Raw genomic sequence first — 21,315 nt, 5'->3', positions numbered from 1 at the left:
TTGAGGCATGCCGCCTCGCTCTCGTCTCTCCCGCCTCGCCGCGGTGCCGCTGGCCGTCGCGCTCCTCGTGACCGGCTGCACGAGCGCCGACCCCGAGCCGTCGCAGGACGCGATGGTGCGGACGAGCGATCCGGATGCCGCACTGACCGTGATCGCCGACGCGAGCGACGCGGATGCCTCCCTCGCCACCAGTCGGGCGCTGTTCGACAGCTCGCCGCTCGTCATCATCGCCGCGTCCGGCGACGCGGTGGCGCAGGAGCTGAGCGCGCGAGCTGCGATCGAGCTCGGCGTGCCCCTGCTGCTGGCTCCGGCGGCCAGCGCCACCGAGGCCTCCACCGCGCCACCGACGACTGCCGCCTCCGCTACGTCCGATGATGAGGATGCGGTGCCATCGCTGTCGGGAGAACTGGAGCGACTCGAGGCCTCGTCCGCGCTCATCGTCGGCGCGGTGGCGCCGCTCGCAGAGGAGGACGACGGCGGATCACTGACTGCCGAGCGGGTCGAGGTCTCGGCCGATGCCGTGGGTGAAGCCGTCGGCGTGACGCTCGGCGCGCCGACCGCAGCCGACGCTGTCGGGTTCGCAGCGGCGATCGCTGCCTACGACGGCGAAACGCGCGGCTCTGCTGATTCGGACGAGGACGCCCCGCAATCCGGCACGCTGCCGCAGCCGGTGCCCGCGGCGCCCCTCGATGACACGGTCGCCCTGGCCGTCGACGGCATCGACCAGCTCGCGGCCATCGCCACCGCCCGAGCAGCGGGCATCGCCGTGCACCTCATGCCCGAGGGCTCCACGAACCCGCAGGCAGCGCCATCCGTCATCGATGCCCTGCACGCCTCCACCACGAGCAGGACGCTCGCGATCGGGGCCGCGTTCAGCGAGGACCCCGCACTGGACTGGCGGGTGCGCGCCGCGCGCAGCGGCTTCCAGCTGCCGGGCGGCGGACAGCTCGTGTTCGACGAGCGCCAGTTCGTCGCGCTCTACGGCACGCCGAGCACGAGCGTGCTCGGCGTGCTCGGCGAGCAGGATGTCGCCGGGTCGGTGCAGCGCGCCCGCGAGGTCGCGGCCCCGTACGAGGCACTGACGGACAGCACCGTGGTGCCGATGTTCGAGGTCATCGCGACGGTCGCGGCTGGTCAAGCTGGGGCGGATGGCAACTACTCGAACGAGCTGCCGGTCGAATCGCTGCGACCGCTGATCGATGCGGCCGGCGAGGCGGGCATCTCGGTCGTGATCGATCTGCAGCCCGGACGGGCCGACTTCCTCACCCAGGCGAAGCAGTACCAGTCGCTGCTCGAGCTGCCGCATGTCGGGCTCGCGCTCGACCCCGAGTGGCGCCTCGCCCCTGACGAGGTGCACCTGCGGCAGATCGGCTCCGTCAGCGCCACCGAGATCAACAGCGTGGTCACCTGGCTCGCGGATCTCACGAACGAGCGCGGCTTGCCGCAGAAGATGTTCGTGCTGCACCAGTTCCGCCTGGACATGATCACGGATCGGGACACGCTCGAGATGAGGCGGCCGGAGCTCGCGATGCTCATCCACGTCGATGGGCTCGGCTCGCAGCCCGCGAAGCAGGCCACCTGGGCAGCGCTGATGCGTGACGCCCCCGCTGGGCTGCACTGGGGCTGGAAGAACTTCTACGACGAAGACCTCCCCATGCTCACTCCCGAGCAGACCATGCGCGACGTCTCTCCGGTGCCCGATCTGGTGACGTACCAGTAGCGCGATGCGAGACCGCGCATCGCGCTCGCATCAGCCGTCGAGCCGGATGCGGATCGGGCCGCGCGCGAGTTGCGGATCGACCGGCTCGCCGCCCTGGGTGATGACGACCTCCCCGCGATCGACGAGCCGCGCCGCCGCGGCCCGCGCCTCATCCATGCGCGGCCGCCAGTCGGCCGGGTCATCTCCTGCGACGCGACGAGCGGCATCGCTCGGGCAGATGGTCGCGCCCTCGCGACGCGCGGCGAGCAGCTCGAGGATCGCGGTCTCCATCGCATCGTCCATGCCGATCATCCTGGCGCGAAGTGCGAGTTCGCGCACGCGCAGCCCCGCGGGTCAGCGCTCCGGCGGCAGGACCACGCCGATCGGCTCGCGCTTCTCAGCCTGGAACCGATCCTCGGTGCGGCCCTGCGCCCAGTAGCCCGACAGCGACACCTGTGTGCGCTCGAGCCCGCGGCGAACGAGCAGCTCATCGCGCATCGCCTTCATCGACTCTCGCTCCCCGTGCACGAACGCGTGCACGCGTCCCTCGGGGAACTCGAGCGCCGCCACGGTCTCGGCGAGCAGACCGACGGTCTCCTGGCGCGGCGCACCGCGATGCAGCCAGCGCAGCTCGACGCCGGCCGGCGCGGCGATGTCGAGCTGCTCGGTCGCATCCCGCACCTCCAGGATCGCAATGCCCTGCGCATCCGGCGGCAGCGACTCGATCGCACGTGCGATCGCGGGCAGCGCGGACTCGTCGCCCACGAACAGATGCCAGTCGGCGGCAGGATCCGGGGCGTAGGCACCGCCTGGGCCGGAGAGCGCGATCCGCTCCCCGACCTGCACGTTCTCGGCCCACGGACCGGCGAGCCCACCGTCATCACCGTGGGTGACGAAGTCGAGCGAGATGGATTCGGCGCCGACCTCGCGCACGGTGTACGTGCGCGTCACCGGGATGTCGTCCGGCGGCAGGCTCCGTCGCAGCTCGGCCAGGTCGTACGGCGGCTGCAGTCCGAGCTCTGGCTTGACGAAGATGAGCTTCACGTAGGCATCGGAGAACTCGTTCGGGCTGAAGGTTGCCAGGCCGGGTCCGCCGAGGTGCACGCGCACCATGCTCGGGGCGATGCGTTCGCTGCCGAGCACCTCGAGCACGTGCTGGGGACGGGGTGGGCGGGGCGGACGCTGCGCAGGGCCTGGGTTGCTCATCGCTGTCGACGCTAGCAGCGGGGTGCGGACCGGAAGGCGGATAGGCTCCGACGCAGGTGCGGAACGGGGTGGGTCGATGGTCGAGATGCGCTTGGAGGCGTTCGAGGAGCTCGTGACCGCTGTGCTGGACGAGCTGCCCGATGAGATGGTCGAAGGGCTCGACAACGTGGTCTTCCTGGTCGAGGACGAGCACCCCGATGAGGACCTGCTCGGGCTCTACGAGGGCGTCGCCATCACCGAGCGCGGCAACTACGGCTTCGGCGAGCTGCCCGACCGCATCATGGTCTACCGACTGCCGCACACGGAGACGGCCGAGACGCTCGACGAGCTGCGCTCGGAGGTCCGCACGACGCTTGTGCACGAGATCGCCCACTTCTACGGCATCGACGACGAGCAGCTGCACCAGCTCGGCTGGGCCTAGCCCCTCCTCCGCCCCGCCGCACCCCGTAGGTCGAGCAGCCCCGCCGCAGCCGCCCGCATCCCACCCCCGTAGGTCGAGGAGCGCCCACCGCAGCCGCCCGCGTCCCACCGTCGTAGGTCGAGGAGCGCCCACCGCAGCCGTCCGCGTCCCACCTTCGTAGGTCGAGGAGCAGGCGGCGTAGCCGTCGGCGTCCCACCTTCGTAGGTCGAGGAGCGGTCGCCGGAGGCGTCCGCGTCACGAGACCGAAACCGTCCCCGACGTCGCCCTGTGGAGAACGCTCTCCATGTCAGTGGCCCATGGTTTCCTTCGCTCATGGACACCTGGGGCATCGATGGCGAGGACTACATCGCCGCGATCCGCGCCGGCGCCATCGACCCGTTCGGGCAGTCCGCCGATGAGCTGCAGGCGTCGCTGGATGCCGACGACCGCGACTGGGCGGAGCGGCTCGCTGCGCTGTCGGAGGCGGAGATCGACGCGGTGGTCGACGGCCGCATGACCGTCCCCGAACTGCCCGTGCCAGCCGATTCCGACTACACGCGTGAGCTGGCCGCGGAGGCCGAGTTCGTGGGCCGCATGCGGGCGTTGGAGGCGCGCACGGCCAGGCTGGAGGCGGAGAAGCGGGAGCTGTTCGCCGCCCGCCTGTCGCAGCTGCTCGACGGCGGCGGCAACATCGATACCGCCCGGCGTGAGAGCGCGTCGGTGCTGGCGGCCGAGTTGCGCTTGTCGGATCGCACGATCGAGCAGCGCATGACCGGCGCCTGGCAGCTGGTGCGGGAGCTGCCGCTGGCGCACCAGTCCCACAAGGCTGGCCGGATCACCGCCGGGCACCTGCGCACCATCGACCAGGCCACCCGGGCGCTGCGCCTGGATGCGAACGTCGACGCCGACGAGCGGGCCCGGGTGGAGGCGGCGCTGGTCGCGATCGCCGAGACCACCACGCCTGGCCGGTTGCGGTCGCGCGCGAAGCTGATCGTCGACCGGGCCCTCACCGCCCCGCTGCAGCAGCGGCACGATCTCGCCCGCGAGCAGCGGGCCGTGTGGGTCGACGACGCCGGCGACGGGATGGTCGTCCTCGCCGGCCGCGTACCCGCCGCGCTCGGCTACGGCACCCTCGACCGGCTCAGCCAGGCCGCCCGAGCCAAGGACAAGGACGACCCGCGCACCTTCGACCAATACCGTGCCGACGCGTTCCTCGAACTGCTGCTGTGCGGTCAGGTCCCGGACGACCTCACCGGCGTCAACACCCTCACCGCCACCATCGCCGTCACCATCCCCGCAACCACCCTGCTGCTCGACGACATGCAGCGGCGCGACGACGGCGCTGACGCTGAGGCGGGCAGTGGCGAAGACGCGGGAGATGGCGCGGGCGGGCGCCAGGGCCCGCCGGACCCGGAGCTGCAGTACCCCGCCATGCTCGATGGCCGCATCCTGGTCGACGCCGCCACCATCCGCGCACTCGCCGCCGACACCATCACCTGGGAACGACTCTTCCTCCACCCCGTCACCGGCATCCCCATCACCGTCGACACCTACCCGCCCAACCGCGCCATGCGCCGCTGGCTCAAAGCCCGCGACGGCCACTGCCGCTGGCCCGGCTGCAACAACCCCGTCAGCCGCGCCGACACCGACCACACCCGCGCCTACGCCGACGGCGGCACCACCGCCCTCGCCAACCTCGCCCACCTCTGCCGACGCCACCACACCATGAAGCACGCCACCCGCTGGGCCGTCCAACAACTCGCCGACGGCATCCTCGAATGGACCAACCCCCTCGGCGACACCTACCGCGACGAACCCCAACCCCAAGGCCCACGCTTCACCACCACAACAACCACCGACGACCGGCCACGAGGCACCCACGAACGCGGCGAACCCGAGCAATCCAACGCCCCACCCGCCGCACTGCCGTTCTGACCGCGGTGCGCCCGGCTCAAGTGGAAGGCACGACCTCCTCGTCGGCGAACGTGGCCGTGTCGATCACGAAGCGGAACTTGACGTCGCCGTCGACGACGCGGTCGTAGGCTGCATCCGCATCCGCGACGCCGATCCGCTCGATGACAGCACCGATGCCGTGCTGCGCGCAGAAGTCGAGCATCTCCTGGGTCTGACGGATGCCGCCGATGTTCGAGCCCGCAAGCACCTTGCCGCCGCTAATGAGCGAACCGAGACCGAGCGACTGGGCGTCGGGCGGCAACCCGACGTTCACCATTGCCCCGTGGGGCTTCAGCAGCCGCAGGTAGCGGTCGAGGTCGAGGTCGGCGCTGACGGTGTTCAGGATGACGTCGAACGTGCCTCGGAGCTCAGCGTCCCAATCCTCTTCGCCCGTCGCGATGGTGCGGGATGCGCCGAGCTCTGCCGCGAGATCCGCCTTCGCGAGCGAGCGCGACAGGACCGTCACGTCCGCGCCCTTCGCGGCCGCGATCTGCACGCCCATGTGGCCGAGGCCCCCGAGTCCGATCACTGCGACCGCCTTGCCCTCGCCAACTCCCCAGCGGTCGATCGGCGAGTACAGCGTGATGCCGGCGCACAGCAGCGGTGCCGCGACGTCGAGCTCGATCCCCTCCGGGATGCCGAGCACAAAGCGCTCGTCGACGACGACGTGCTCCGCGTATCCGCCCTGCGTGATCGACCCATCCCTGTCCTTCGAGGCGTAGGTGCCGACGTTGCCGCGCAGGCAGTCCTGCTCCTCGTCGGCGAGGCACTGCTCGCACTCGCCGCACGAGTCGACCAGGCAGCCGACGCCCACCCGGTCGCCCACCGCGTGCTTGGTCACGGCGTCGCCGACCGCTTCGACGATGCCGGCGATCTCGTGGCCGACCGTCAGCGGGAACGGCGCCTTGCCCCACTCGTCGCGGGTCGTGTGGATGTCGCTGTGGCAGATGCCCGCCGCCTTGATCGCGATCACAACGTCGTGCGCGCGCGGGTCGCGGCGCTCGATCTCGGTGACCCGGAACGGCTGATCCGGTGCGGTCTTCTGCAGTGCCTTGGTCTTGAACGGCATGGGGCCTCCTCGAAGTCGGTGGCATGCGGGATGCCGGCGGTCAGACTACGCGCACGTGGTGGGGAGAGCCTGGGCGAAATGTGAGCGCCGCGGGCAGCGGCAGGAGCGCGCCAGGCAGCGGCAGGAGCGCCGCAGGCAGCGGCACGAGCGCCGCGGGCAGCGGCAGGCAACAGGATGCGGCCGCCGACTGGGCTGGCAGCGTGCTCATCGGTGCAGCTCAGCCGGTGTGTCGCACCTCGTCGGCGAGCAGCGCCGGGCGGTTCGCGCTGATGTGGAGATCCTCCTGCTCGCGCCACAGCGTCCACCAGGAGTCCTCCCCGTCGCGCCGCAGCGCTCGAGCACGTCGCACGCGCTCCGGCGCCTCCAACCAGATGGCGCGATCCGCATGCTCACGGCTCTCGATCGTGAGCGACCCGCAGCCTTCGATCACGAGCGACTCCGCCGGCCCCGCGTGGTCTGCGGTGCCCCAGTCGCCCGCGAGCCAATCCCAGCGCCGCCAGTGCGCCGTCTCACCGCGCGCGATCGGCAGCAGGATGCCTCGCTCGAGCAGACGAGAGCCTGCCGCGAGCCCGTGCCAGCCCGCATAGAGGTCATCCATGTGGATGACGCGGGCTCCGAGTTCGTTCGCCAGTTGAGCCGCGAGCGCCGTCTTGCCCGACCCGGAGCGCCCGTCGATGATCGTGATCACCACGCGCCCTCCCAGACCGGTCGGAACGAGCCGGTCGCGAGCGAGACGCCGATTGCGAGTGCCGTGATGGCGACGGTGATGACAAGCAGCACCAGGTCGGCCCTGCCGACGGTCGAGGGCCGCGCCCAGGTGCGCTCCGGACCACCGAAGCCGCGAGCCTCCATCGCCGTCGCGAGGGTGCCGCCGCGCCGAAGGGCGACCACGAGCAGCGCGAATGCCGCCTGCAGCGCGCGCCGCACCGCGCCGGTGTCGCCGAGCCCGCGCGCTCGCCGCGCGAGGGCGATCTGCCGCCAGTCCTCGCCCAGCACACCGAACAGCCGCACGCCGGCGAGGGCTGCGAGCACGAAGCGGTGCGGAAGGTGCGCGACCTGAGCGAGCCCATCCGCGAGCCTCGTCGGATCCAGGCCCACGATCCCCACGAGCGTCGGCACGCCCACCGCCAGCACGCGGAGGCTGATCGCGAGCGCCAGCTCGATCGACTGATCGCTGATGATCGCCAGCCACACCTGCGCATGGATGCGGCCAGCAGGCTCGGCGTAGAGCAGCATGCTGATGCCGGACAGCGGCGCGGCGATGAGCAGCGGCCAGGAGCGCCGCAACACCGTGCGCGGCCCGATACCGGCCGCCGCGAACGCGATCGCCCACCCGGCGAGAGCAACGCCCGCTGAGACGAGATCGATCGTCAGCAGCATGGGGATGGAGTAGAGCAGCGCGGCGAGGAACGGCGTGACCGGGTTCGCCCGCTCCAGCGGCAGCAACCGCGCGGCAACGGGCGTCGCACGAGCAATGTCTGTCATGACTCCCCCAGCCGCAGCGTCCGATCGCCGAGCACGCGCTCGACGTCGGCGTCGTGCGTGACCGCGACGACCGCGCAGCCTCGGTCGTCCACGAGCGATGCGATCAGGCGCACGAGCTCTCGCCAGGCGCGACGGTCTTGGCCGAACGTCGGCTCGTCGAGCACCATCACTCGCGGCGCGGGCGCGAGCACGGTCGCGACCGAGAGTCGCCGCTGCTCACCACCCGAGAGCGTGAACGGATTCGCGTCGGCCAGCGCGTCAAGGCGCAGTGCGGCGAGCAGTCCGTCGACGCGCGCGTCGATCTCGGCCTGCGGCTGGCCGAGCGCTCGGAGCCCCGCCGCGATCTCGTCGCGCACGCGAGCGGCGACGAACTGATGCTCGGGCTGCTGGAACACCGTGCCGATGCGCGTCGCCAGCTGCTTCGGTCGCCACCGCAGCGGTGCGGATTCGCGGAGGTCCGGAGCACGCAGTGCCTCACTGGCGCGCACCGATCCGCGCACCGGCGGCATGAGGCCGGCGAGCGTGAGCGCCAGCGTCGACTTCCCCGCACCGTTGGGGCCCGTGACGACCAGGCACTCACCGGCGCGGATGTCGATCGTGACCGGCTCGTGCACCGGCAGGTCGCCGCGGCCCGCCTGCACGGCGTCGAGCGCCAAGAGCGGGCCGCCCGGCGAGCGATGGCCGCGGGCGATGTCCACGGGCATGCCCGGCACCCACACGCCATCGGCCGCGAGCGGCTCGCGATGCGCGTCGAGCACGCGCGCCGGGGTGCCATCTGCGACGGCACCGCCGCCGGCGGCCAGCACCACCACGCGATCGACGACCGGCAGCCACGTCTCGACGCGGTGCTCCACCACCACGAGCGTCGCGCCCGTGGCGTCGGCGACACGCGCCACCGCATCCCGGACCTCGAGCACCCCTGCGGGGTCGAGGTTCGCGGTCGGCTCGTCCAGCAGGATGAGCCCCGGCCGCATCGCGATCACGCCCGCCAGCGCGAGTCGCTGCCGCTGCCCGCCGGAGAGCGCCGCCGTCGAGCGGTCGAGCGCGACCTCGAGGCCGACGGCATCGAGGGCGTGGCGCACCCGCTGCCAGATCTCATCCCGCGGCACGGCGAGGTTCTCGCAGCCGAACGCCACGTCGTCGCCGACGCGCGACATGATCGTGTTCGCCTGCGGATCCTGCAGCACGAGTCCCGCGGTGCCGCGCAGCGTCGACGGGTGGGCCCCGTCGACGCTCAGCGCACCGGACTCGTCGCCCTCGTCCTCGCCGCCGAGCACCCCGGCCAGCGCCGACAGCAGCGTGGACTTGCCCGCGCCGGACGGCCCGAGCAGCAGCACCCGCTCGCCGGGCTCGATGTCGAGATCGAGCCCGGCGAGCGCAGGCGCATGGCGACCGGCGTGCCGCCAGCCCCATCCGCTCGCGCGGACGCGAGAACCGGTCACTTGCCGCGCGACCGACCCGACGCGAAGCGGTCGAGCACGCCGGTCGATGCAAGCGCTCGCGTCAGCAGCCAGCCGACGAGGCCGGCGAGGAGCGCACCCGACACCACGAGGCTCGCGAAGTAGATCACGAGGAACTCGCCGCTCATCGCGAGGTTGCCGGATGTGAAGAGCTCGAGCACCCACGCCGCGACCGCGGCGCCGGCGCCTGCGAGCATCGCGACCGGCAGGCCGAAGCGCCGATAGGCGAACAGCAGGAAGATGAGCTCGGCGCCGAGACCCTGCGCGATGCCCGCATAGACGGTCTCGATCGCCCACTGGCTGCCCAGCAGCATCGAGACGGTTGCGGCGAGCAGCTCGACGAACAGCGCCGCACCCGGCTTGCGGATCACGAGGCCGCCCAGCACGCCGCCCAGCAGCCAGATGCCTGCGGCCAGGCCGCCGAAGCCGGGCGTGAGGGCGTCCATGGCGCTGAACCAGACGTAGCCGACGCCGTTCCAGAGCACGAAGATGAGGCCGGTGGCGACTCCGAGGACGGCAGCGACGACGATGTCGACGACCCGCCAGCTGCTGGTGCGCTTCGCGGGCGCGGTGGATGTGGTGGTCATGATGAGTGCCTTTCTCCGAGTGAGATGGCACGGGTGTTGTGTCTCCCTGCGCTGGCATGATCCAGATCAGGTGTGACGGTCGAAGATTGCGATCTTCCTCTCAGCCCGGCGCACCGGACTCCCGTGTTGACCCCTAGCCTAGCCTGCGCGCGATCGCGCGTCGCGCCTCAGGCGGGCGGTCGTAGGCTGGGCCGGTGGCTGAGACCGTGCAGGAGATCCGTTCATTCGTCGCCGTGGGCGACAGCTTCACGGAGGGCGTCGGTGATGAGCTGCCGGATGGCTCGGTGCGGGGGTGGGCAGACTTCGTCGCCGCGGGTCTCGCCACGGCGCAGGGATTCCCCGTGCGCTACGCGAACCTCGCGATCCGGGGTCGCAAGCTCGCCGGCATCCTGCACGAGCAGCTGGATGCCGCGATCGCCCTGCGGCCGGACGCGATCTCGATCAACGGCGGCGGCAACGACATCCTGCGCCCGCGCGTCTCGATCGAGCACGTCGCCGAGCGGCTCGCCGACGCCGCGCATCGCATCGCTGACGCAGGCATCCGGCCGATCCTGCTCTCGGGCGGCAACCCCAGCCAGGTGATGCCGATCGGCGCCGTCATGCAACGCCGCGGCGACGCGCTCGCCCGAGCGGTCGAGCGGCGCGTCGGCGACCTGGATGCGCCCTACGTCGACAACTGGGCCGACCCCGAGCTGCGCGACGCGCGGTTCTGGTCGGTCGATCGGCTGCACCTGAACGCCGCGGGGCACGCGCATGTCGCGCGCAACGTGCTGCGAGCGCTCGGCCACCAGGCACCGGATGGCTGGCGCGACCTCGCCGCGGCGAGCACCGCCGAGGGCCCCCGGAGCCTCGCGTACTACCGCGAGTTCGTGCTGCCGTGGCTCGGCCGACGCTTCACCGGCCGTTCGTCCGGCGACGGTCGCGACCCGAAGCTGCCGCAGCTGGTCGAGGTCGAGCCGATCGCCTGATGCGGCTCGAATGAGCCGGAGCCGGCGGCAGGCGGGTGTGGCCCGGCGCGCACGACGAAGGGCCGCGACGCGAACGCCGCGGCCCCTCAGCCCTGTCTGGATCAGCCGGCGTCGACCAGCTGCTCCTTGAGCGAGTCGATCGCGCCCGCGAGCGTCTCGACGTGCGTGCCGAGGCCATCGGCGATGGCGTCAGCCGGCAGCTCGCCGCCCGAGATCTCCTCGAAGAACGCCCCTGCCGTGGGGCGGTAGCCGTCCAGGTCCATCAGCGCCTGGTCTGCTGCTGCCTGGTCATCCGTGGCGATCGCCGTCGCGTAGTCGACGAAGTAGCCGATGTGCTCGCGCCACAGCTCGAGGAACGCGGTGCCGTTCTCCTCGCCCGCCAGCGTGCCGATGGCCTCGCTGAGGGCCACCGAGTTCGCGTCGAGCGTTGCCGCTGCGCCCTCGAACGCCTGCGACTCGACGCCGTCCTCGGCCGTGTACGCCGTGAAGACGGCGATGCTGGCGAGGTAGACGTGCTCCTGCAGGCCAGCGACGAGCTGCGAGCGCAGCGTCGACGCCTCATCGGCGACATCGCCCTCGAGCGCGCCTGTCGTGGCAAGACCACCGGCGAGCACCTCTGACGTCATCACGACGTGGCTCGCGGCCTCCTGCAGCGTGTCGGTCGCGGTCGGCTCGCCCGCTGCGAACGCATCGATCGCGGCGCTGAGGGTCTCGACGTGCATGACGAGGTTCTCGGCGATCGCGTCTGCGGGCAGCACGCCGCCCGAGATCTCCTCGAAGAAGGCGCCGGCCTCGCCGGTGTAGCCCTGCAGGTTCATGGTCGCCTCGTCGGCCGCGGCGTCGTCCCCGCCCTTGACGGCGACCGCGTAGTCGACGAAGTAGCCGATGTGCTCGCGCCACAGCGCCAGGAAGGCCTCGGCCTCATCCTCGTCGGAGAACGAGCCGACAGCCTCGGAGAGGTCGACCGAGTTGGTGTCGAGCGCGGCCGCGGCGGCCTCGAACTGCGCAGAGTCCGCACCCGCGTGGTACGCGGTGGCGACGGCGATGCCTGCGAGGTAGACGTGCTCCTGCAGCAGCGCGGTCAGGTCGGCGCGCAGTGTCGCCGCGTCCGAGTCGACCTCGCCCGGGATGTCGAGGGCCGTGACGAAGCCGCCCGCGAGCGTCGTCGCCGTCATCGGCATGTGGCTGGCGGCCGTGCGTGCGTCAGTGAAGGGATCGCCGGTGCCGGAAGGCATGAGCATCGAGCCCGCGTCCATGGACTCCATGGGCGTCGCGGAGGTCTCGGGTGCCTGGCTGGTGGCCGGATCGCTCATGGGCGAGCAGGCGCTGGCTCCGAGGACGACTGCGACGGCGCCGACCCCGGCGACCGCTCGGTAGAACGCTGACTTCTGCATGGTGTGACTCCTTCGTGCACGAGCACCTGGTGGGTGCTTTCGATTGCGTGCACCGGGGGTTCGGCGCCGTCCCCGATCCGGATGGGTTCGGTCCGATCACTCCTGCGCGGTGACGAAGTCGATGAGCTCCTCGACGCGACCGAGCAGCTCGGGCTCGAGGTCGTTCCAATCGCGCACGCGCGAGCGGATGCGCTGCCACGCGCGTCCCACGTCGTCCTGACTTCCGTGCGGCATGCCGAGGCGCCTGAGCGTGCCGCGCTTCCAATCCTCGCCCTTCGGCACCTCCGGCCATGCCTGGATGCCGAGCCGGGCGGGCTTGATGGCCTGCCAGATGTCGATGAAGGGGTGCCCGACGATCCGCACGTGCGCCCCGTAGCGCCCGCTCGTCACCGTCGTGGCGATCCGTGACTCCTTCGAGCCCGGCACCAGGTGGTCGAGCAGGATGCCGAGGCGGCGGCCGCGGCTCGGCGCGAACTCGGCGACGATCGCCGCCAGGTCGTCGGCGCCGTGCAGCGGCTCCACGACCACGCCCTCCACGCGCAGGTCGTGGCCCCACACCTGCTCGACCAGCTCGGCGTCATGCACGCCCTCGACGAGGATGCGGCTGGGCAGCGCGACGCGCGCCCGCACCCCGGAGACCGCCCTCGAACCGGATGCGGTACGGGTCGGACCCGCTGCGGCGGCGACCGCGGGCACGAGCTCGACCTCGACACCGTCGATGAAGAACCCGCGCCCGAGTGGGAACGCGCGCACCGCGCCACGCCTGTCCTCGAGGTGCACGCTGCCGGCCTCGACGCGCACGACAGCACCGACGTAGCCGTCGTGTCGCTCGACCACCAGCTCGCGTGCGGCCGGCACGCGCTTCGGGGGCGGAGGCGTCCGCGCAGCCTTGGCCTCTGCGGAGAGCACGTCGCCGCCCCAGCTGTCCCAATCCATCTGCACCGCTCGATCGTATGGATGGTCCGGATGCGGGCGCGCCTGAAACGCCGCCGGCGGCGTGAGGCGCGAGCGGTCAGCCGCGCAGCTGCGCGATCGCCCGGAGCGCGGTCGCGTCGCCCTGCACGAGCATCCGCGTCACCACCGACTCCTCCCAGCGCTCCAGTCCGTCACGGATGCGCTCGGCCGGTCCGACGAGCGCGATCTCATCGATGAGTCGCATCGGCACGGCGGCGATCGCTTCGGCCTTGCGCCCGGCGAGGTAGTGCTCCTGGATCTCCAGGCACTCCGCCTCGAAGCCCAGCCGCGCGACCGCATCGAAGTGGAAGTTGGCGCCCTTCGCGCCCATGCCGCCGACGTACAGCGCGATCATCGGGCGCAGCCGGTCGGCGGCGGTGTCGAGATCGTCATCGACGACGATCGGCACCGGCACCGAGACCTCGAAGGCATCGGCGGGCGGGAGCGCCCTGTCGCGCTTCGCGAAGCCCTCGGCGAGCAGGGCCCGCGCGTCGGCGTCGCGGTCCGGCGAGAACAGGAATGGCAGCCAGCCGTCGGCGATCTCGGCCGCGAGCGAGGTGTTGCGCGGCCCTTCCGCTGCGAGGTGGATGGGGATGTGCGGACGCAGCGGGTGCAGCGTCGAGATGAGTGCCTTGCCGAGCCCGGTGGTGCCCTCGCCGGTGCGCGGCAGCGGCAGCTGTGGGCCGGGAGCCTCCACCGGAGCCTCGCGCGCCATCACACTGCGCATGATCGACACGTACTCGCGGGTCCGTGCCAGCGGCTTCGGGAAGGGCTGGCCGTACCAGCCCTCCACGACCTGCGGGCCGCTGATCCCCAGCCCCAGGATGACGCGGCCCCCCGAGAGATGATCGAGCGTCATCGCGGTCATCGCCGTCGAAGCGGGCGTGCGGGCGGAGAGCTGCGCGATGCCGGTCGCCAGCTTGATGGTCGACGTGTGCGCGCCCCACCACGCGAGCGGCGTGAAGGCATCGGAGCCGTATGCCTCCGCCGTCCAGACGGAGTCGAAGCCGAGGCGCTCGGCCTCCTGCACCGCTTCCAGCGCGCCAGCAGGCGGGCCTGCCTTCCAGTAGCCGAGCGAGTAGCCGTAGTCCATGCCTCGATCGTCGCACCTGCCGACCTGCGGCGAGCGTCCTTTGTGGCACTCCGACCACGCGGAGCGCGGTGTCGGCGGCTCCGTAGGCTGAGGGCATGGACTTCCGCATCTTCACCGAGCCCCAGCAGGGCGCCTCCTACGACCAGCTGCTCGCCGCGGCGCTCCGCACCGAGCAGCTCGGCTTCGACGGCTTCTTCCGCTCCGACCACTACCTGCGGATGGGCGACGGCGACCCCGGCTACGGGCCGACGGATGCGTGGACGGCGCTCGCGGGCCTCGCGCGCGACACCCAGCGGGTGCGGCTCGGCACGCTCGTCTCCTCCGTCACCTACCGGGTGCCGGGGATCCTCGCGGTGCAGGTCGCGAACGTCGATCAGATGTCAGGCGGCCGGGTCGAGCTCGGGCTCGGCACCGGGTGGTTCGCGGAGGAGCACGCGGCGTACGGCATCCCCTTCCCGAAGCGCCGCTTCGACCTGCTCGAGGAGCAGCTGGCGGTCGTCACGGGCATGTGGGAGACCCCGGAGGGAGCACGCTTCTCGTTCGACGGGGCGCACTACGAGATCGTGGACTCCCCCGCGCTGCCGAAGCCGACGCAGGATCGCCTGCCGGTGATCGTGGGTGGGCTGGGCGAGCGGCGCACGCCGCGGCTCGCGGCGCAGTTCGCCGACGAGCACAACCTGCCCTTCCCCGCACTCGACCGCATCCGTCCGCTCTTCGCGGCGCTCGACCGCGCGATCGAGGCCGAGGGGCGATCGCGGCCGGTGGTGCGCTCGGTGGCGCTCGTGGCCTGTGTCGGTGAGGACGAGGCGGCCGTGCACCGGCGCGCGGCTGCGATCGGGCGCGAGCCGGCGGAGCTGCGCGAGCACGGCATCGCGGGCACGCGAGCCGAGGTCGAGGATCGACTATCAGCGCTCCAGGCGGCGGGCGTCGAGCGCGTCTACCTGCAGACGCTCGACCTCGAGGACCTCGACCACATCGACGACCTGGCGGCGTTCACGGGTGTCGACGCGCCATGATTACACGAAGAAGGGGGCTGCCAGCAGGCAACCCCCTTCTCTGTTCAGGAACGGCCGTCAGGCGGCCGTGCGTCCGCGGTTCTTGGTGAGCAGGCCCCAGATCAGCAGCACGATGATCGCGCCGCCGATGGCGAGCAGCCACGTCTGGATCGACCAGAACTCCTCGAGGCCAACGCCGAAAATCGCCGAGCCGATGAAGCCGCCGAGCAGTGCGCCGACGACCCCCAGGATGAGCGTCATGATCCAGCCGCCGCCCTGCTTGCCGGGGAGGATGAGCTTCGCGATGGCGCCGGCCACAAGGCCGAGAACGATCCAACCGATGATTCCCATGATTGTGGTCCCTTCTCTGTGAAGGCGGTGCAAGGGTAAGCTCCGCCGGTTCCCCGCACATGCGAGGTCCTGGAAACGAGAATACCTAGGCGATTGAGAGTTTCCTGAGAAGCCGCTCCTAGGAGGCCGCTCGCTCGATCACGATCTCGCGCACGCGAGCCGCATCAGCCTGCCCGCGCATCGCCTTCATGACCGCGCCGATCACGGCGCCGGCTGCCTGGATCTTGCCGTCCCGGATCTTCTGCAGCACGTCCGGCTGCGCAGCCAGCGCGTCGTCGACCGCAGCGACGAGCGCCGACTCGTCGCTCACGACCTGCAGACCGCGCGCCTCTGCGACCGCCGCCGGGCTCCCCTCGCCCGCCATCACGCCTTCGAGCGCCTGTCGCGCAAGCCGATCGTTGAGCGTGCCCGCGTCGACGAGCCGCTGCAGCTCCGCGACGTGCGCGGGCTCGACGAGGCTCGCGGCCTCGACGCCGCGGTCGTTCGCGACCCGGGCGATCTCGCCGGTCCACCACTTGCGCGCCGACTGCGGCGAGGCTCCCGCGAGCACGGTCGCCTCGATCAGGTGCAGCATGTCGGCGTTCACGACGTCCTGGAACTCCAGATCGGTGAACCCCCACTCCGTCTTCAGACGGCGGCGCCGCGCCACCGGCTGCTCCGGCAGCGCTGCGCGCAGCTCGTCCACCAGCTCGCGGCTCGGCGCGACCGGCAGCAGGTCGGGCTCCGGGAAGTAGCGGTAGTCGTCGGCATCCGACTTCGGCCGCCCGGGGCTCGTCGCACCGGTGTCCTCGTGCCAGTGCCGCGTCTCCTGCGTGATCGTGCCGCCGTCGGCGAGGATCGCCGCCTGTCGCTGGATCTCGTGCCGCACCGCGCGTTCGACCGAGCGCATCGAGTTGACGTTCTTCGTCTCGGTGCGCGTGCCGAGCTGCTCCGAGCCGCGAGGGCGCAGCGACACGTTCGCGTCGCAGCGCAGGTTGCCGCGCTCCATCCGCGCCTCGGAGATGCCCAGCGACAGCACGATGTCGCGGATCGCGCGCACGTAGGCGCTCGCGATCTCGGGCGCGTCGTGCTCGGCGCCGAAGATCATCTTCGTCACGATCTCGACGAGCGGCACGCCGGCGCGGTTGTAGTCGACCAGCGAGTACTCGGCGCCCTGGATCCTGCCTGTCGCGCCGCCCACGTGCGTGAGCTTGCCGGCGTCCTCCTCCATGTGCGCGCGCTCGATCGGCACCGTGACCGCTCGCCCGCTCGCGAGCTCTATCTCGACCTGCCCCTCGAAGGCGATGGGCTCGTCGTACTGCGAGATCTGGTAGTTCTTCGGCGTGTCGGGGTAGAAGTAGTTCTTCCGCGCGAAGCGGCAGCGCTCGGCGATCTCGCAGCCGAGCGCGAGCCCGAGCGAGATGGAGTGGCGCACCGCCAGCGCGTTCGTCACCGGCAGGCTGCCCGGCAGGCCGAGACTCAGCGGGTCGATGAGCGTGTTGGGCGCCGCGTCGTGGAAGTCCGGATGCGCCGGATTGGGCGCCGCCGAGAACATCTTCGTCCGGGTGCCGAGCTCGACGTGCACCTCGAACCCGAGGACGGGCTCGAACAGCTCGAGCGCCTTGTCGAAGTCCATCAGCTTGTCTTTCATCGCTGCACGCCCTCTCGATCGTTCCCGTTCCCTGAGGAGCCGCCGGAGGCGGCGTCACGAAGAGCCGGTGCCTTGGTGGTGAGGATGCCGCCCCAGCGGTCGGCGAGCAGGGCCTCGATGGTCGCCCCTGCGCGGTAGAGCCGCACGTCCTCGAACATCGGGGCGAGCAGCTGCAGGCCGACGGGCATGCCGTCGTCGCCCAGGCCCATCGGCAGGCCCATCCCGGGGATCCCCGCGAGGTTGGCGGGGATCGTGGTGATGTCGTTGACGTACATCGCCAGCGGATCGTCGATCTTCTCGCCGATCTTGAACGCCGTCGTGGGCGCCGCAGGGCTGATGAGCAGGTCGACCTGCTCGAACGCGGCATCGAAGTCGCGCTGGATGAGCGTACGCACCTGCTGCGCCGAGCCGTAGTAGGCGTCGTAGTAGCCGGCCGAGAGTGCGTAGGTGCCCAGGATGATGCGGCGCTTCACCTCCGGCCCGAAGCCCGCCTCGCGGCTGGCCGCCATGACGTCCTCGACGGTCTGACCCGGCTGCTCGACGCGCATGCCGAAGCGCACCGAGTCGAACCGCGCGAGGTTCGACGACGCCTCCGCGGGCAGGATCAGGTAGTAGGCCGCGACCGAGTACTCGAACGACGGGCAGGAGACCTCCACGACCTCGGCGCCGGCATCCGTCAGCAGCTGCACCGTCTCCTGGAACCGCGCCTGCACATCGGGCGCGATGCCCTCGCTGTCGAGCTCCTTGACCACGCCGACCTTGAGCCCCGTGAGGCTGCCGGTCTCGGTGCCCTGCCGAGCCGCGGCTGCGAACGACGGCCAGGTGCGATCGAGGCTCGTCGAGTCGTGCGGGTCGAAGCCGCCGATCACGTCGTGGACGAGCGCTGAGTCGAGCACCGTGCGCGTGACCGGGCCGACTTGATCGAGGCTCGATGCGAGCGCGATCGCGCCGTAGCGGCTCACGCCGCCGTAGGTGGGCTTGACGCCGACGGTGCCGGTGACGGCAGCGGGCTGGCGGATCGAGCCGCCGGTGTCGGATCCGAGCGCGAACGGGGCCTCGAATGCGGCGACAGCGGCCGCGGAGCCGCCCCCGGAGCCACCGGGGATGCGGTCGGTGTCCCAGGGGTTGCGCGTGGGGCCGTACGCGGAGTGCTCGGTCGACGAGCCCATCGCGAACTCGTCCATGTTCGTCTTCCCGAGCGCCACGAGCCCAGCGGCCTTCAGGCGCGCGACGACGGTCGCATCGTACGGCGGGACCCAGCCCTCGAGGATCCTGGAGCCGGAGGTCGACGGCATCCCGATCGTGCAGAGCACGTCCTTGATGGCGACCGGGCTGCCCGCGAGGGGGTGGAGCCGCTCGCCTGCAGCGCGACGGGCATCGATCGCCTCCGCCTGCTCGAGCGCGCCGTCGTTGACGTGCAGGAACGCGTGGATCTCGCCGTCGACCGCCGCGATGCGGTCGAGGTGCGCGCGGGTGGCCTCGACGCTCGAGATGTCCCGCGAGCGCAGCAGCGCCGCGAGCTCGTGCCCGTGCATCCGCGTCAGGTCGTTCGTCGACTGCTCCATCACTGCTCCTCCCCCAGGATCGCGCTGACGCGGAACCGCTCGCCGTCGTGGCCGGGCGCACCCGCGAACGCCTGCTCGTGCGTGAGGGTCTCGCCCACGACGTCGTCACGCAGCACGTTGTCCATCGGCACCGGATGGCTCGTGGCGGGCACGTCGTCGCCCGCGACCTCGCGGATGGTGGCGATGGCATCGACGATCTGCGACAGCTCGGTCGTCAGGCTCGTCACCTCGTCGTCGGTCAGCGCGATGCGAGCGAGCCCAGCCAGGTGCTGGACCTCTGCGCGTGTGATCTCAGACAATGCGTCTCCAACTCTTCTGGGCTGCGTCCGGGAGATCTCGTGACGCGCCGCGCTCGCGCGGCGCTCCTCGATCTGGAGTCCTCCGGGCTCACGGCCGTGAGCCCTGCGGACTCCAATCCTACGGTTGCTGGAGCAGCAGCCAGGCCGCGAGCGACCAGAGCGCGGCAGCCAGCCCTGCGCTCCACCACCGATGCTCGGCAGCGACCGCGAGTGCCTCACGCACCACCGCTCCCGGCAGGTAGGAGCGCCGCGTCCACGCGCCGACCACGACGCCGTCGATGCCGACCTTCGCGAGCAGCCCAGCGGTGCGGAAGGCGTGGTACTCGCTCGTCACCACCGCGAGCGGTGCCCTGCCCGGTCCGATCACGAATTCGCGGGAGCGCTCGAGGTTCTCGCGCGTCGTGGTCGACGCCTCCTCCAGGTCGATCGCCGTCGCCGGCACCCGCAGGTGGCGGACGAGGTGCTCGGCCATCGCCGACGCCTCGGTGCGCTCCTCGTCGGGCCCCTGCCCGCCGGAGACCACGATGCGCGCATCCGGTCGGTGTTCGAGCGAGCGACGCCACAGCTCGGCGCCGCGCTCGACGCGCCGGCGCAGCAGCGGACCGACCTCCCGGCCTCGCAGCCCAGCGCCCAGGATGAGCACCGTGCCCGGCGTGGCGGGCATCCGCCCGCGCCGCAGGTGGATGAAGATCGCCATGGCGAGGCTTGCGCTCGCGATGCCCGCGGCCCAGAGCGGGAGCGCGAGCAGCAGCATCGCCCGCGCTGCCGCAGCGTCGATCGCCGCGGCCGCCGCGATCGCGAGCGCGAGCGCGAGCACCCCCACGCCCAGCGCGGCGATGAGCAGATCGACGCGGCGCACGCGCACGAGCCTGGTGAGCACGAACGCGTGCCAGAGCGAGGCTCCGCCGAGCCCGACGGTGGCGACGACCGCGGAGGCGACCAGCAGTGCCCAGCCGCCGTGCTCCACGGGCGTCTCCAGCCACACGGCGACGGGACGGCGCAGCGCGCGCGTCAGCAGCGCGGTGAACGCCACCACGATCGCGGTCGCCCAGAGCGCGGGCCGCAGGACCCGCATCCGTCGACTCGCCCTCACGCACTGCACCCTAGCCGCGGACGGCTGCCGCTTGCGCGAGGCTCGAACGTGTGTTCGAATAGTGGCATGCGATGGGACGGGCAGACGGCGACGCACGTCGACGCCGACGCGCTGCCGGGGCTGCAGGAGCGCGCGAGCGTGCTCGAGCAGTGGCCGACGCCTGGATTCGACGGCACCTCGTTCCTGGAGGTCACCGCGAAGAGCGCCCTGAACCGCGTGCCGGGCGACGGGTTCATGGGCGGCACCTGGACGATCAATCCCTACCGCGGCTGCCAGCACGCGTGCCGCTACTGCTTCGCACGCAACACCCACACGTATCTCGACCTCGATGCGGGCGCCGACTTCGACTCGCGCATCGTCGTGAAGGCGAACCTGGTCGCGGTGCTCGAGCGCGAGCTCGCGGGCGCCAGGCGCGAGGTCGATGCGGTGCAGCTGGGCACGAACACCGATCCGTATCAGCGCGCCGAGGGCCGCTACCGGCTCATGCCGGGCGTGCTCCGTGCGCTCGCGCGCCACGGAGCGTCGATCTCGATCCTCACGAAGGGCACGCTGCTGCGCCGTGACCTGCCGCTGCTCGCCTCGATCGCGCGCGACGTGCCGGTGTCGGTCGCGATGTCGATCGCGATCTTCGACGACGAGCTGCAGCAGGAGGTGGAGCCGGGCACGCCGACGACGCGGTCACGGCTCGCGACCGTGCGCGCCGTGCGCGACGCGGGCCTGGACTGCGCGGTGTTCGCGATGCCCGTGCTGCCGGGGCTCACCGACACCCGCGAGCACTTGGAGCGAGCCTTCGCGTCGATCGCCGAGGCCGGTGCCACGAGCGCGATCGCGTCCTCGCTGCACCTGCGACCCGGCGCCCGCGAGTGGTACCTCGCCTGGTTGCGCGAGGCGCACCCGCATCTCCTGCCGCTCTACGGGCGCGTCTACGGCCGAGGTGCGTACGCCAACCGCGACTACCGCGAGTGGCTGCGTGCGCGCATCCGCCCGCTCATGCGGCAGCACGGCCTCGCGACGGTGCGCACGACCAGCGGTACGGGCCTCGCTGCTCCGCCGCCCAGGGCACGGCAGCTGCCCTCGACGAGCGAACCGGTACCCGTGCCGACGCTCTTCTGAC

21 protein-coding genes and 1 riboswitch are annotated in these 21,315 nt (G+C 71.6%); of the genes, 6 read left to right on the top strand and 15 right to left on the bottom strand.

Going from position 1 to position 21,315, the window contains the following annotated elements:
• Positions 1–7: 7 nt before the first annotated feature.
• Entirely contained in the window at positions 8–1,720 is a 1,713-nt protein-coding gene (locus tag ACJJVL_RS08940) for a hypothetical protein (RefSeq protein WP_405218262.1), read from the top strand.
• A gap of 30 nt (positions 1,721–1,750) precedes the next feature.
• On the opposite strand, the gene ACJJVL_RS08935 is transcribed toward ACJJVL_RS08940, so the two are convergent.
• Both ACJJVL_RS08935 and ACJJVL_RS08930 read right to left on the bottom strand, forming a co-directional pair.
• The gene (locus tag ACJJVL_RS08935; RefSeq protein WP_405218261.1) at positions 1,751–2,002 is read right to left on the bottom strand and encodes a DUF3253 domain-containing protein; all 252 of its coding nucleotides are present in this window, start codon (positions 2,000–2,002) and stop codon (positions 1,751–1,753) included.
• A 51-nt stretch (positions 2,003–2,053) separates the two neighbouring features.
• Positions 2,054–2,905, bottom strand: a complete 852-nt coding sequence (locus ACJJVL_RS08930; RefSeq protein WP_405218260.1) for a siderophore-interacting protein — start codon at positions 2,903–2,905, stop codon at positions 2,054–2,056.
• 76 nt (positions 2,906–2,981) lie between these two features.
• Between ACJJVL_RS08930 and ACJJVL_RS08925 the strand changes: the two genes are divergently transcribed.
• Positions 2,982–3,326, top strand: coding sequence for a metallopeptidase family protein (locus ACJJVL_RS08925; RefSeq protein ID WP_405218259.1), 345 nt, complete (start codon positions 2,982–2,984; stop codon positions 3,324–3,326).
• Between the two features lie 312 nt (positions 3,327–3,638).
• Entirely contained in the window at positions 3,639–5,240 is a 1,602-nt protein-coding gene (locus tag ACJJVL_RS08920; RefSeq protein ID WP_405218258.1) for a DUF222 domain-containing protein, read from the top strand.
• Between the two features lie 16 nt (positions 5,241–5,256).
• On the opposite strand, the gene ACJJVL_RS08915 is transcribed toward ACJJVL_RS08920, so the two are convergent.
• The 5 genes from ACJJVL_RS08915 to ACJJVL_RS08895 all read right to left on the bottom strand — a co-directional run bounded on the left by ACJJVL_RS08915 (position 5,257) and on the right by ACJJVL_RS08895 (position 9,859).
• The gene (locus ACJJVL_RS08915; protein WP_405218256.1) at positions 5,257–6,327 is read right to left on the bottom strand and encodes an NAD(P)-dependent alcohol dehydrogenase; all 1,071 of its coding nucleotides are present in this window, start codon (positions 6,325–6,327) and stop codon (positions 5,257–5,259) included.
• A 217-nt stretch (positions 6,328–6,544) separates the two neighbouring features.
• The gene (locus ACJJVL_RS08910; RefSeq protein ID WP_405218255.1) at positions 6,545–7,018 is read right to left on the bottom strand and encodes a hypothetical protein; all 474 of its coding nucleotides are present in this window, start codon (positions 7,016–7,018) and stop codon (positions 6,545–6,547) included.
• Entirely contained in the window at positions 7,012–7,812 is an 801-nt protein-coding gene (locus tag ACJJVL_RS08905) for an energy-coupling factor transporter transmembrane component T family protein (RefSeq protein WP_405218254.1), read from the bottom strand. Before ACJJVL_RS08905 ends, ACJJVL_RS08910 begins: the two co-directional genes overlap by 7 nt.
• The gene (locus tag ACJJVL_RS08900; RefSeq protein ID WP_405218253.1) at positions 7,809–9,254 is read right to left on the bottom strand and encodes an ABC transporter ATP-binding protein; all 1,446 of its coding nucleotides are present in this window, start codon (positions 9,252–9,254) and stop codon (positions 7,809–7,811) included. The genes ACJJVL_RS08905 and ACJJVL_RS08900 overlap by 4 nt, the downstream gene beginning before the upstream one ends.
• Complete coding sequence (locus ACJJVL_RS08895; RefSeq protein WP_405218252.1) at positions 9,251–9,859, bottom strand: ECF transporter S component; 609 nt, start codon at positions 9,857–9,859, stop codon at positions 9,251–9,253. The genes ACJJVL_RS08900 and ACJJVL_RS08895 overlap by 4 nt, the downstream gene beginning before the upstream one ends.
• A gap of 26 nt (positions 9,860–9,885) precedes the next feature.
• Positions 9,886–9,994, bottom strand: a riboswitch (TPP riboswitch).
• A 59-nt stretch (positions 9,995–10,053) separates the two neighbouring features.
• On the opposite strand from ACJJVL_RS08895, the gene ACJJVL_RS08890 reads away from it, so the two are divergent.
• Positions 10,054–10,827, top strand: a complete 774-nt coding sequence (locus ACJJVL_RS08890) for an SGNH/GDSL hydrolase family protein (RefSeq protein ID WP_405218251.1) — start codon at positions 10,054–10,056, stop codon at positions 10,825–10,827.
• A 101-nt stretch (positions 10,828–10,928) separates the two neighbouring features.
• Here the strand turns inward: ACJJVL_RS08890 and ACJJVL_RS08885 are convergent, their stop codons facing one another.
• From ACJJVL_RS08885 to ACJJVL_RS08875, 3 genes are all read right to left on the bottom strand, one after another.
• A complete protein-coding gene (locus ACJJVL_RS08885; protein ID WP_405218250.1) occupies positions 10,929–12,221 on the bottom strand; it encodes a hypothetical protein in 1,293 nt (430 codons plus the stop codon).
• A 96-nt stretch (positions 12,222–12,317) separates the two neighbouring features.
• Positions 12,318–13,157: a DUF3097 family protein gene (locus ACJJVL_RS08880; protein WP_405218277.1), complete on the bottom strand. Its 840-nt coding sequence runs from the start codon at positions 13,155–13,157 to the stop codon at positions 12,318–12,320.
• A 76-nt stretch (positions 13,158–13,233) separates the two neighbouring features.
• Entirely contained in the window at positions 13,234–14,268 is a 1,035-nt protein-coding gene (locus ACJJVL_RS08875) for an LLM class F420-dependent oxidoreductase (protein ID WP_405218249.1), read from the bottom strand.
• 95 nt (positions 14,269–14,363) lie between these two features.
• On the opposite strand from ACJJVL_RS08875, the gene ACJJVL_RS08870 reads away from it, so the two are divergent.
• On the top strand, positions 14,364–15,284 hold the full coding sequence (locus tag ACJJVL_RS08870) for an LLM class F420-dependent oxidoreductase (RefSeq protein ID WP_405218247.1): 921 nt from the start codon (positions 14,364–14,366) through the stop codon (positions 15,282–15,284).
• A gap of 57 nt (positions 15,285–15,341) precedes the next feature.
• Here ACJJVL_RS08870 and ACJJVL_RS08865 read toward each other — a convergent pair whose 3' ends face one another.
• The 5 genes from ACJJVL_RS08865 to ACJJVL_RS08845 all read right to left on the bottom strand — a co-directional run bounded on the left by ACJJVL_RS08865 (position 15,342) and on the right by ACJJVL_RS08845 (position 20,201).
• A complete protein-coding gene (locus ACJJVL_RS08865) occupies positions 15,342–15,614 on the bottom strand; it encodes a GlsB/YeaQ/YmgE family stress response membrane protein (protein WP_405218245.1) in 273 nt (90 codons plus the stop codon).
• 118 nt (positions 15,615–15,732) lie between these two features.
• Complete coding sequence (gatB, locus tag ACJJVL_RS08860; protein ID WP_405218243.1) at positions 15,733–17,244, bottom strand: Asp-tRNA(Asn)/Glu-tRNA(Gln) amidotransferase subunit GatB; 1,512 nt, start codon at positions 17,242–17,244, stop codon at positions 15,733–15,735.
• Positions 17,241–18,809: an Asp-tRNA(Asn)/Glu-tRNA(Gln) amidotransferase subunit GatA gene (gatA, locus tag ACJJVL_RS08855; RefSeq protein ID WP_405218241.1), complete on the bottom strand. Its 1,569-nt coding sequence runs from the start codon at positions 18,807–18,809 to the stop codon at positions 17,241–17,243. The genes gatB and gatA overlap by 4 nt, the downstream gene beginning before the upstream one ends.
• Positions 18,809–19,108, bottom strand: a complete 300-nt coding sequence (gene gatC, locus ACJJVL_RS08850) for an Asp-tRNA(Asn)/Glu-tRNA(Gln) amidotransferase subunit GatC (protein WP_405218239.1) — start codon at positions 19,106–19,108, stop codon at positions 18,809–18,811. Before gatC ends, gatA begins: the two co-directional genes overlap by 1 nt.
• A gap of 118 nt (positions 19,109–19,226) precedes the next feature.
• On the bottom strand, positions 19,227–20,201 hold the full coding sequence (locus ACJJVL_RS08845; RefSeq protein WP_405218237.1) for a YdcF family protein: 975 nt from the start codon (positions 20,199–20,201) through the stop codon (positions 19,227–19,229).
• Positions 20,202–20,267: 66 nt separating this feature from the next.
• Here ACJJVL_RS08845 and ACJJVL_RS08840 point away from each other — a divergent pair, with 66 nt between their 5' ends.
• Positions 20,268–21,314: an Rv2578c family radical SAM protein gene (locus ACJJVL_RS08840; protein WP_405218236.1), complete on the top strand. Its 1,047-nt coding sequence runs from the start codon at positions 20,268–20,270 to the stop codon at positions 21,312–21,314.
• Position 21,315 lies beyond the last annotated feature (1 nt).

The organism is Agrococcus sp. Ld7, from assembly GCF_045064095.1.
Classification (GTDB): domain Bacteria; phylum Actinomycetota; class Actinomycetes; order Actinomycetales; family Microbacteriaceae; genus Agrococcus.
The sequence above is the reverse complement of the archived record's forward strand: the minus strand, read 5'-3'. Positions and strand labels throughout refer to the sequence as shown.

What these genes read in the sequence shown, in the direction of transcription:
- ACJJVL_RS08940 (WP_405218262.1), top strand. Translation starts at nt 8, where the DNA reads ATGCCGCCTCGCTCTCGTCTCTCCCGCCTCGCCGCGGTGCCGCTGGCC.
- ACJJVL_RS08935 (WP_405218261.1), bottom strand. Translation starts at nt 2,002, where the DNA reads ATGGACGATGCGATGGAGACCGCGATCCTCGAGCTGCTCGCCGCGCGT.
- ACJJVL_RS08930 (WP_405218260.1), bottom strand. Translation starts at nt 2,905, where the DNA reads ATGAGCAACCCAGGCCCTGCGCAGCGTCCGCCCCGCCCACCCCGTCCC.
- ACJJVL_RS08925 (WP_405218259.1), top strand. Translation starts at nt 2,982, where the DNA reads ATGGTCGAGATGCGCTTGGAGGCGTTCGAGGAGCTCGTGACCGCTGTG.
- ACJJVL_RS08920 (WP_405218258.1), top strand. Translation starts at nt 3,639, where the DNA reads ATGGACACCTGGGGCATCGATGGCGAGGACTACATCGCCGCGATCCGC.
- ACJJVL_RS08915 (WP_405218256.1), bottom strand. Translation starts at nt 6,327, where the DNA reads ATGCCGTTCAAGACCAAGGCACTGCAGAAGACCGCACCGGATCAGCCG.
- ACJJVL_RS08905 (WP_405218254.1), bottom strand. Translation starts at nt 7,812, where the DNA reads ATGACAGACATTGCTCGTGCGACGCCCGTTGCCGCGCGGTTGCTGCCG.
- ACJJVL_RS08895 (WP_405218252.1), bottom strand. Translation starts at nt 9,859, where the DNA reads ATGACCACCACATCCACCGCGCCCGCGAAGCGCACCAGCAGCTGGCGG.
- ACJJVL_RS08885 (WP_405218250.1), bottom strand. Translation starts at nt 12,221, where the DNA reads ATGCAGAAGTCAGCGTTCTACCGAGCGGTCGCCGGGGTCGGCGCCGTC.
- ACJJVL_RS08880 (WP_405218277.1), bottom strand. Translation starts at nt 13,157, where the DNA reads ATGGATTGGGACAGCTGGGGCGGCGACGTGCTCTCCGCAGAGGCCAAG.
- ACJJVL_RS08875 (WP_405218249.1), bottom strand. Translation starts at nt 14,268, where the DNA reads ATGGACTACGGCTACTCGCTCGGCTACTGGAAGGCAGGCCCGCCTGCT.
- ACJJVL_RS08870 (WP_405218247.1), top strand. Translation starts at nt 14,364, where the DNA reads ATGGACTTCCGCATCTTCACCGAGCCCCAGCAGGGCGCCTCCTACGAC.
- ACJJVL_RS08865 (WP_405218245.1), bottom strand. Translation starts at nt 15,614, where the DNA reads ATGGGAATCATCGGTTGGATCGTTCTCGGCCTTGTGGCCGGCGCCATC.
- gatB (WP_405218243.1), bottom strand. Translation starts at nt 17,244, where the DNA reads ATGAAAGACAAGCTGATGGACTTCGACAAGGCGCTCGAGCTGTTCGAG.
- gatA (WP_405218241.1), bottom strand. Translation starts at nt 18,809, where the DNA reads ATGGAGCAGTCGACGAACGACCTGACGCGGATGCACGGGCACGAGCTC.
- ACJJVL_RS08840 (WP_405218236.1), top strand. Translation starts at nt 20,268, where the DNA reads ATGCGATGGGACGGGCAGACGGCGACGCACGTCGACGCCGACGCGCTG.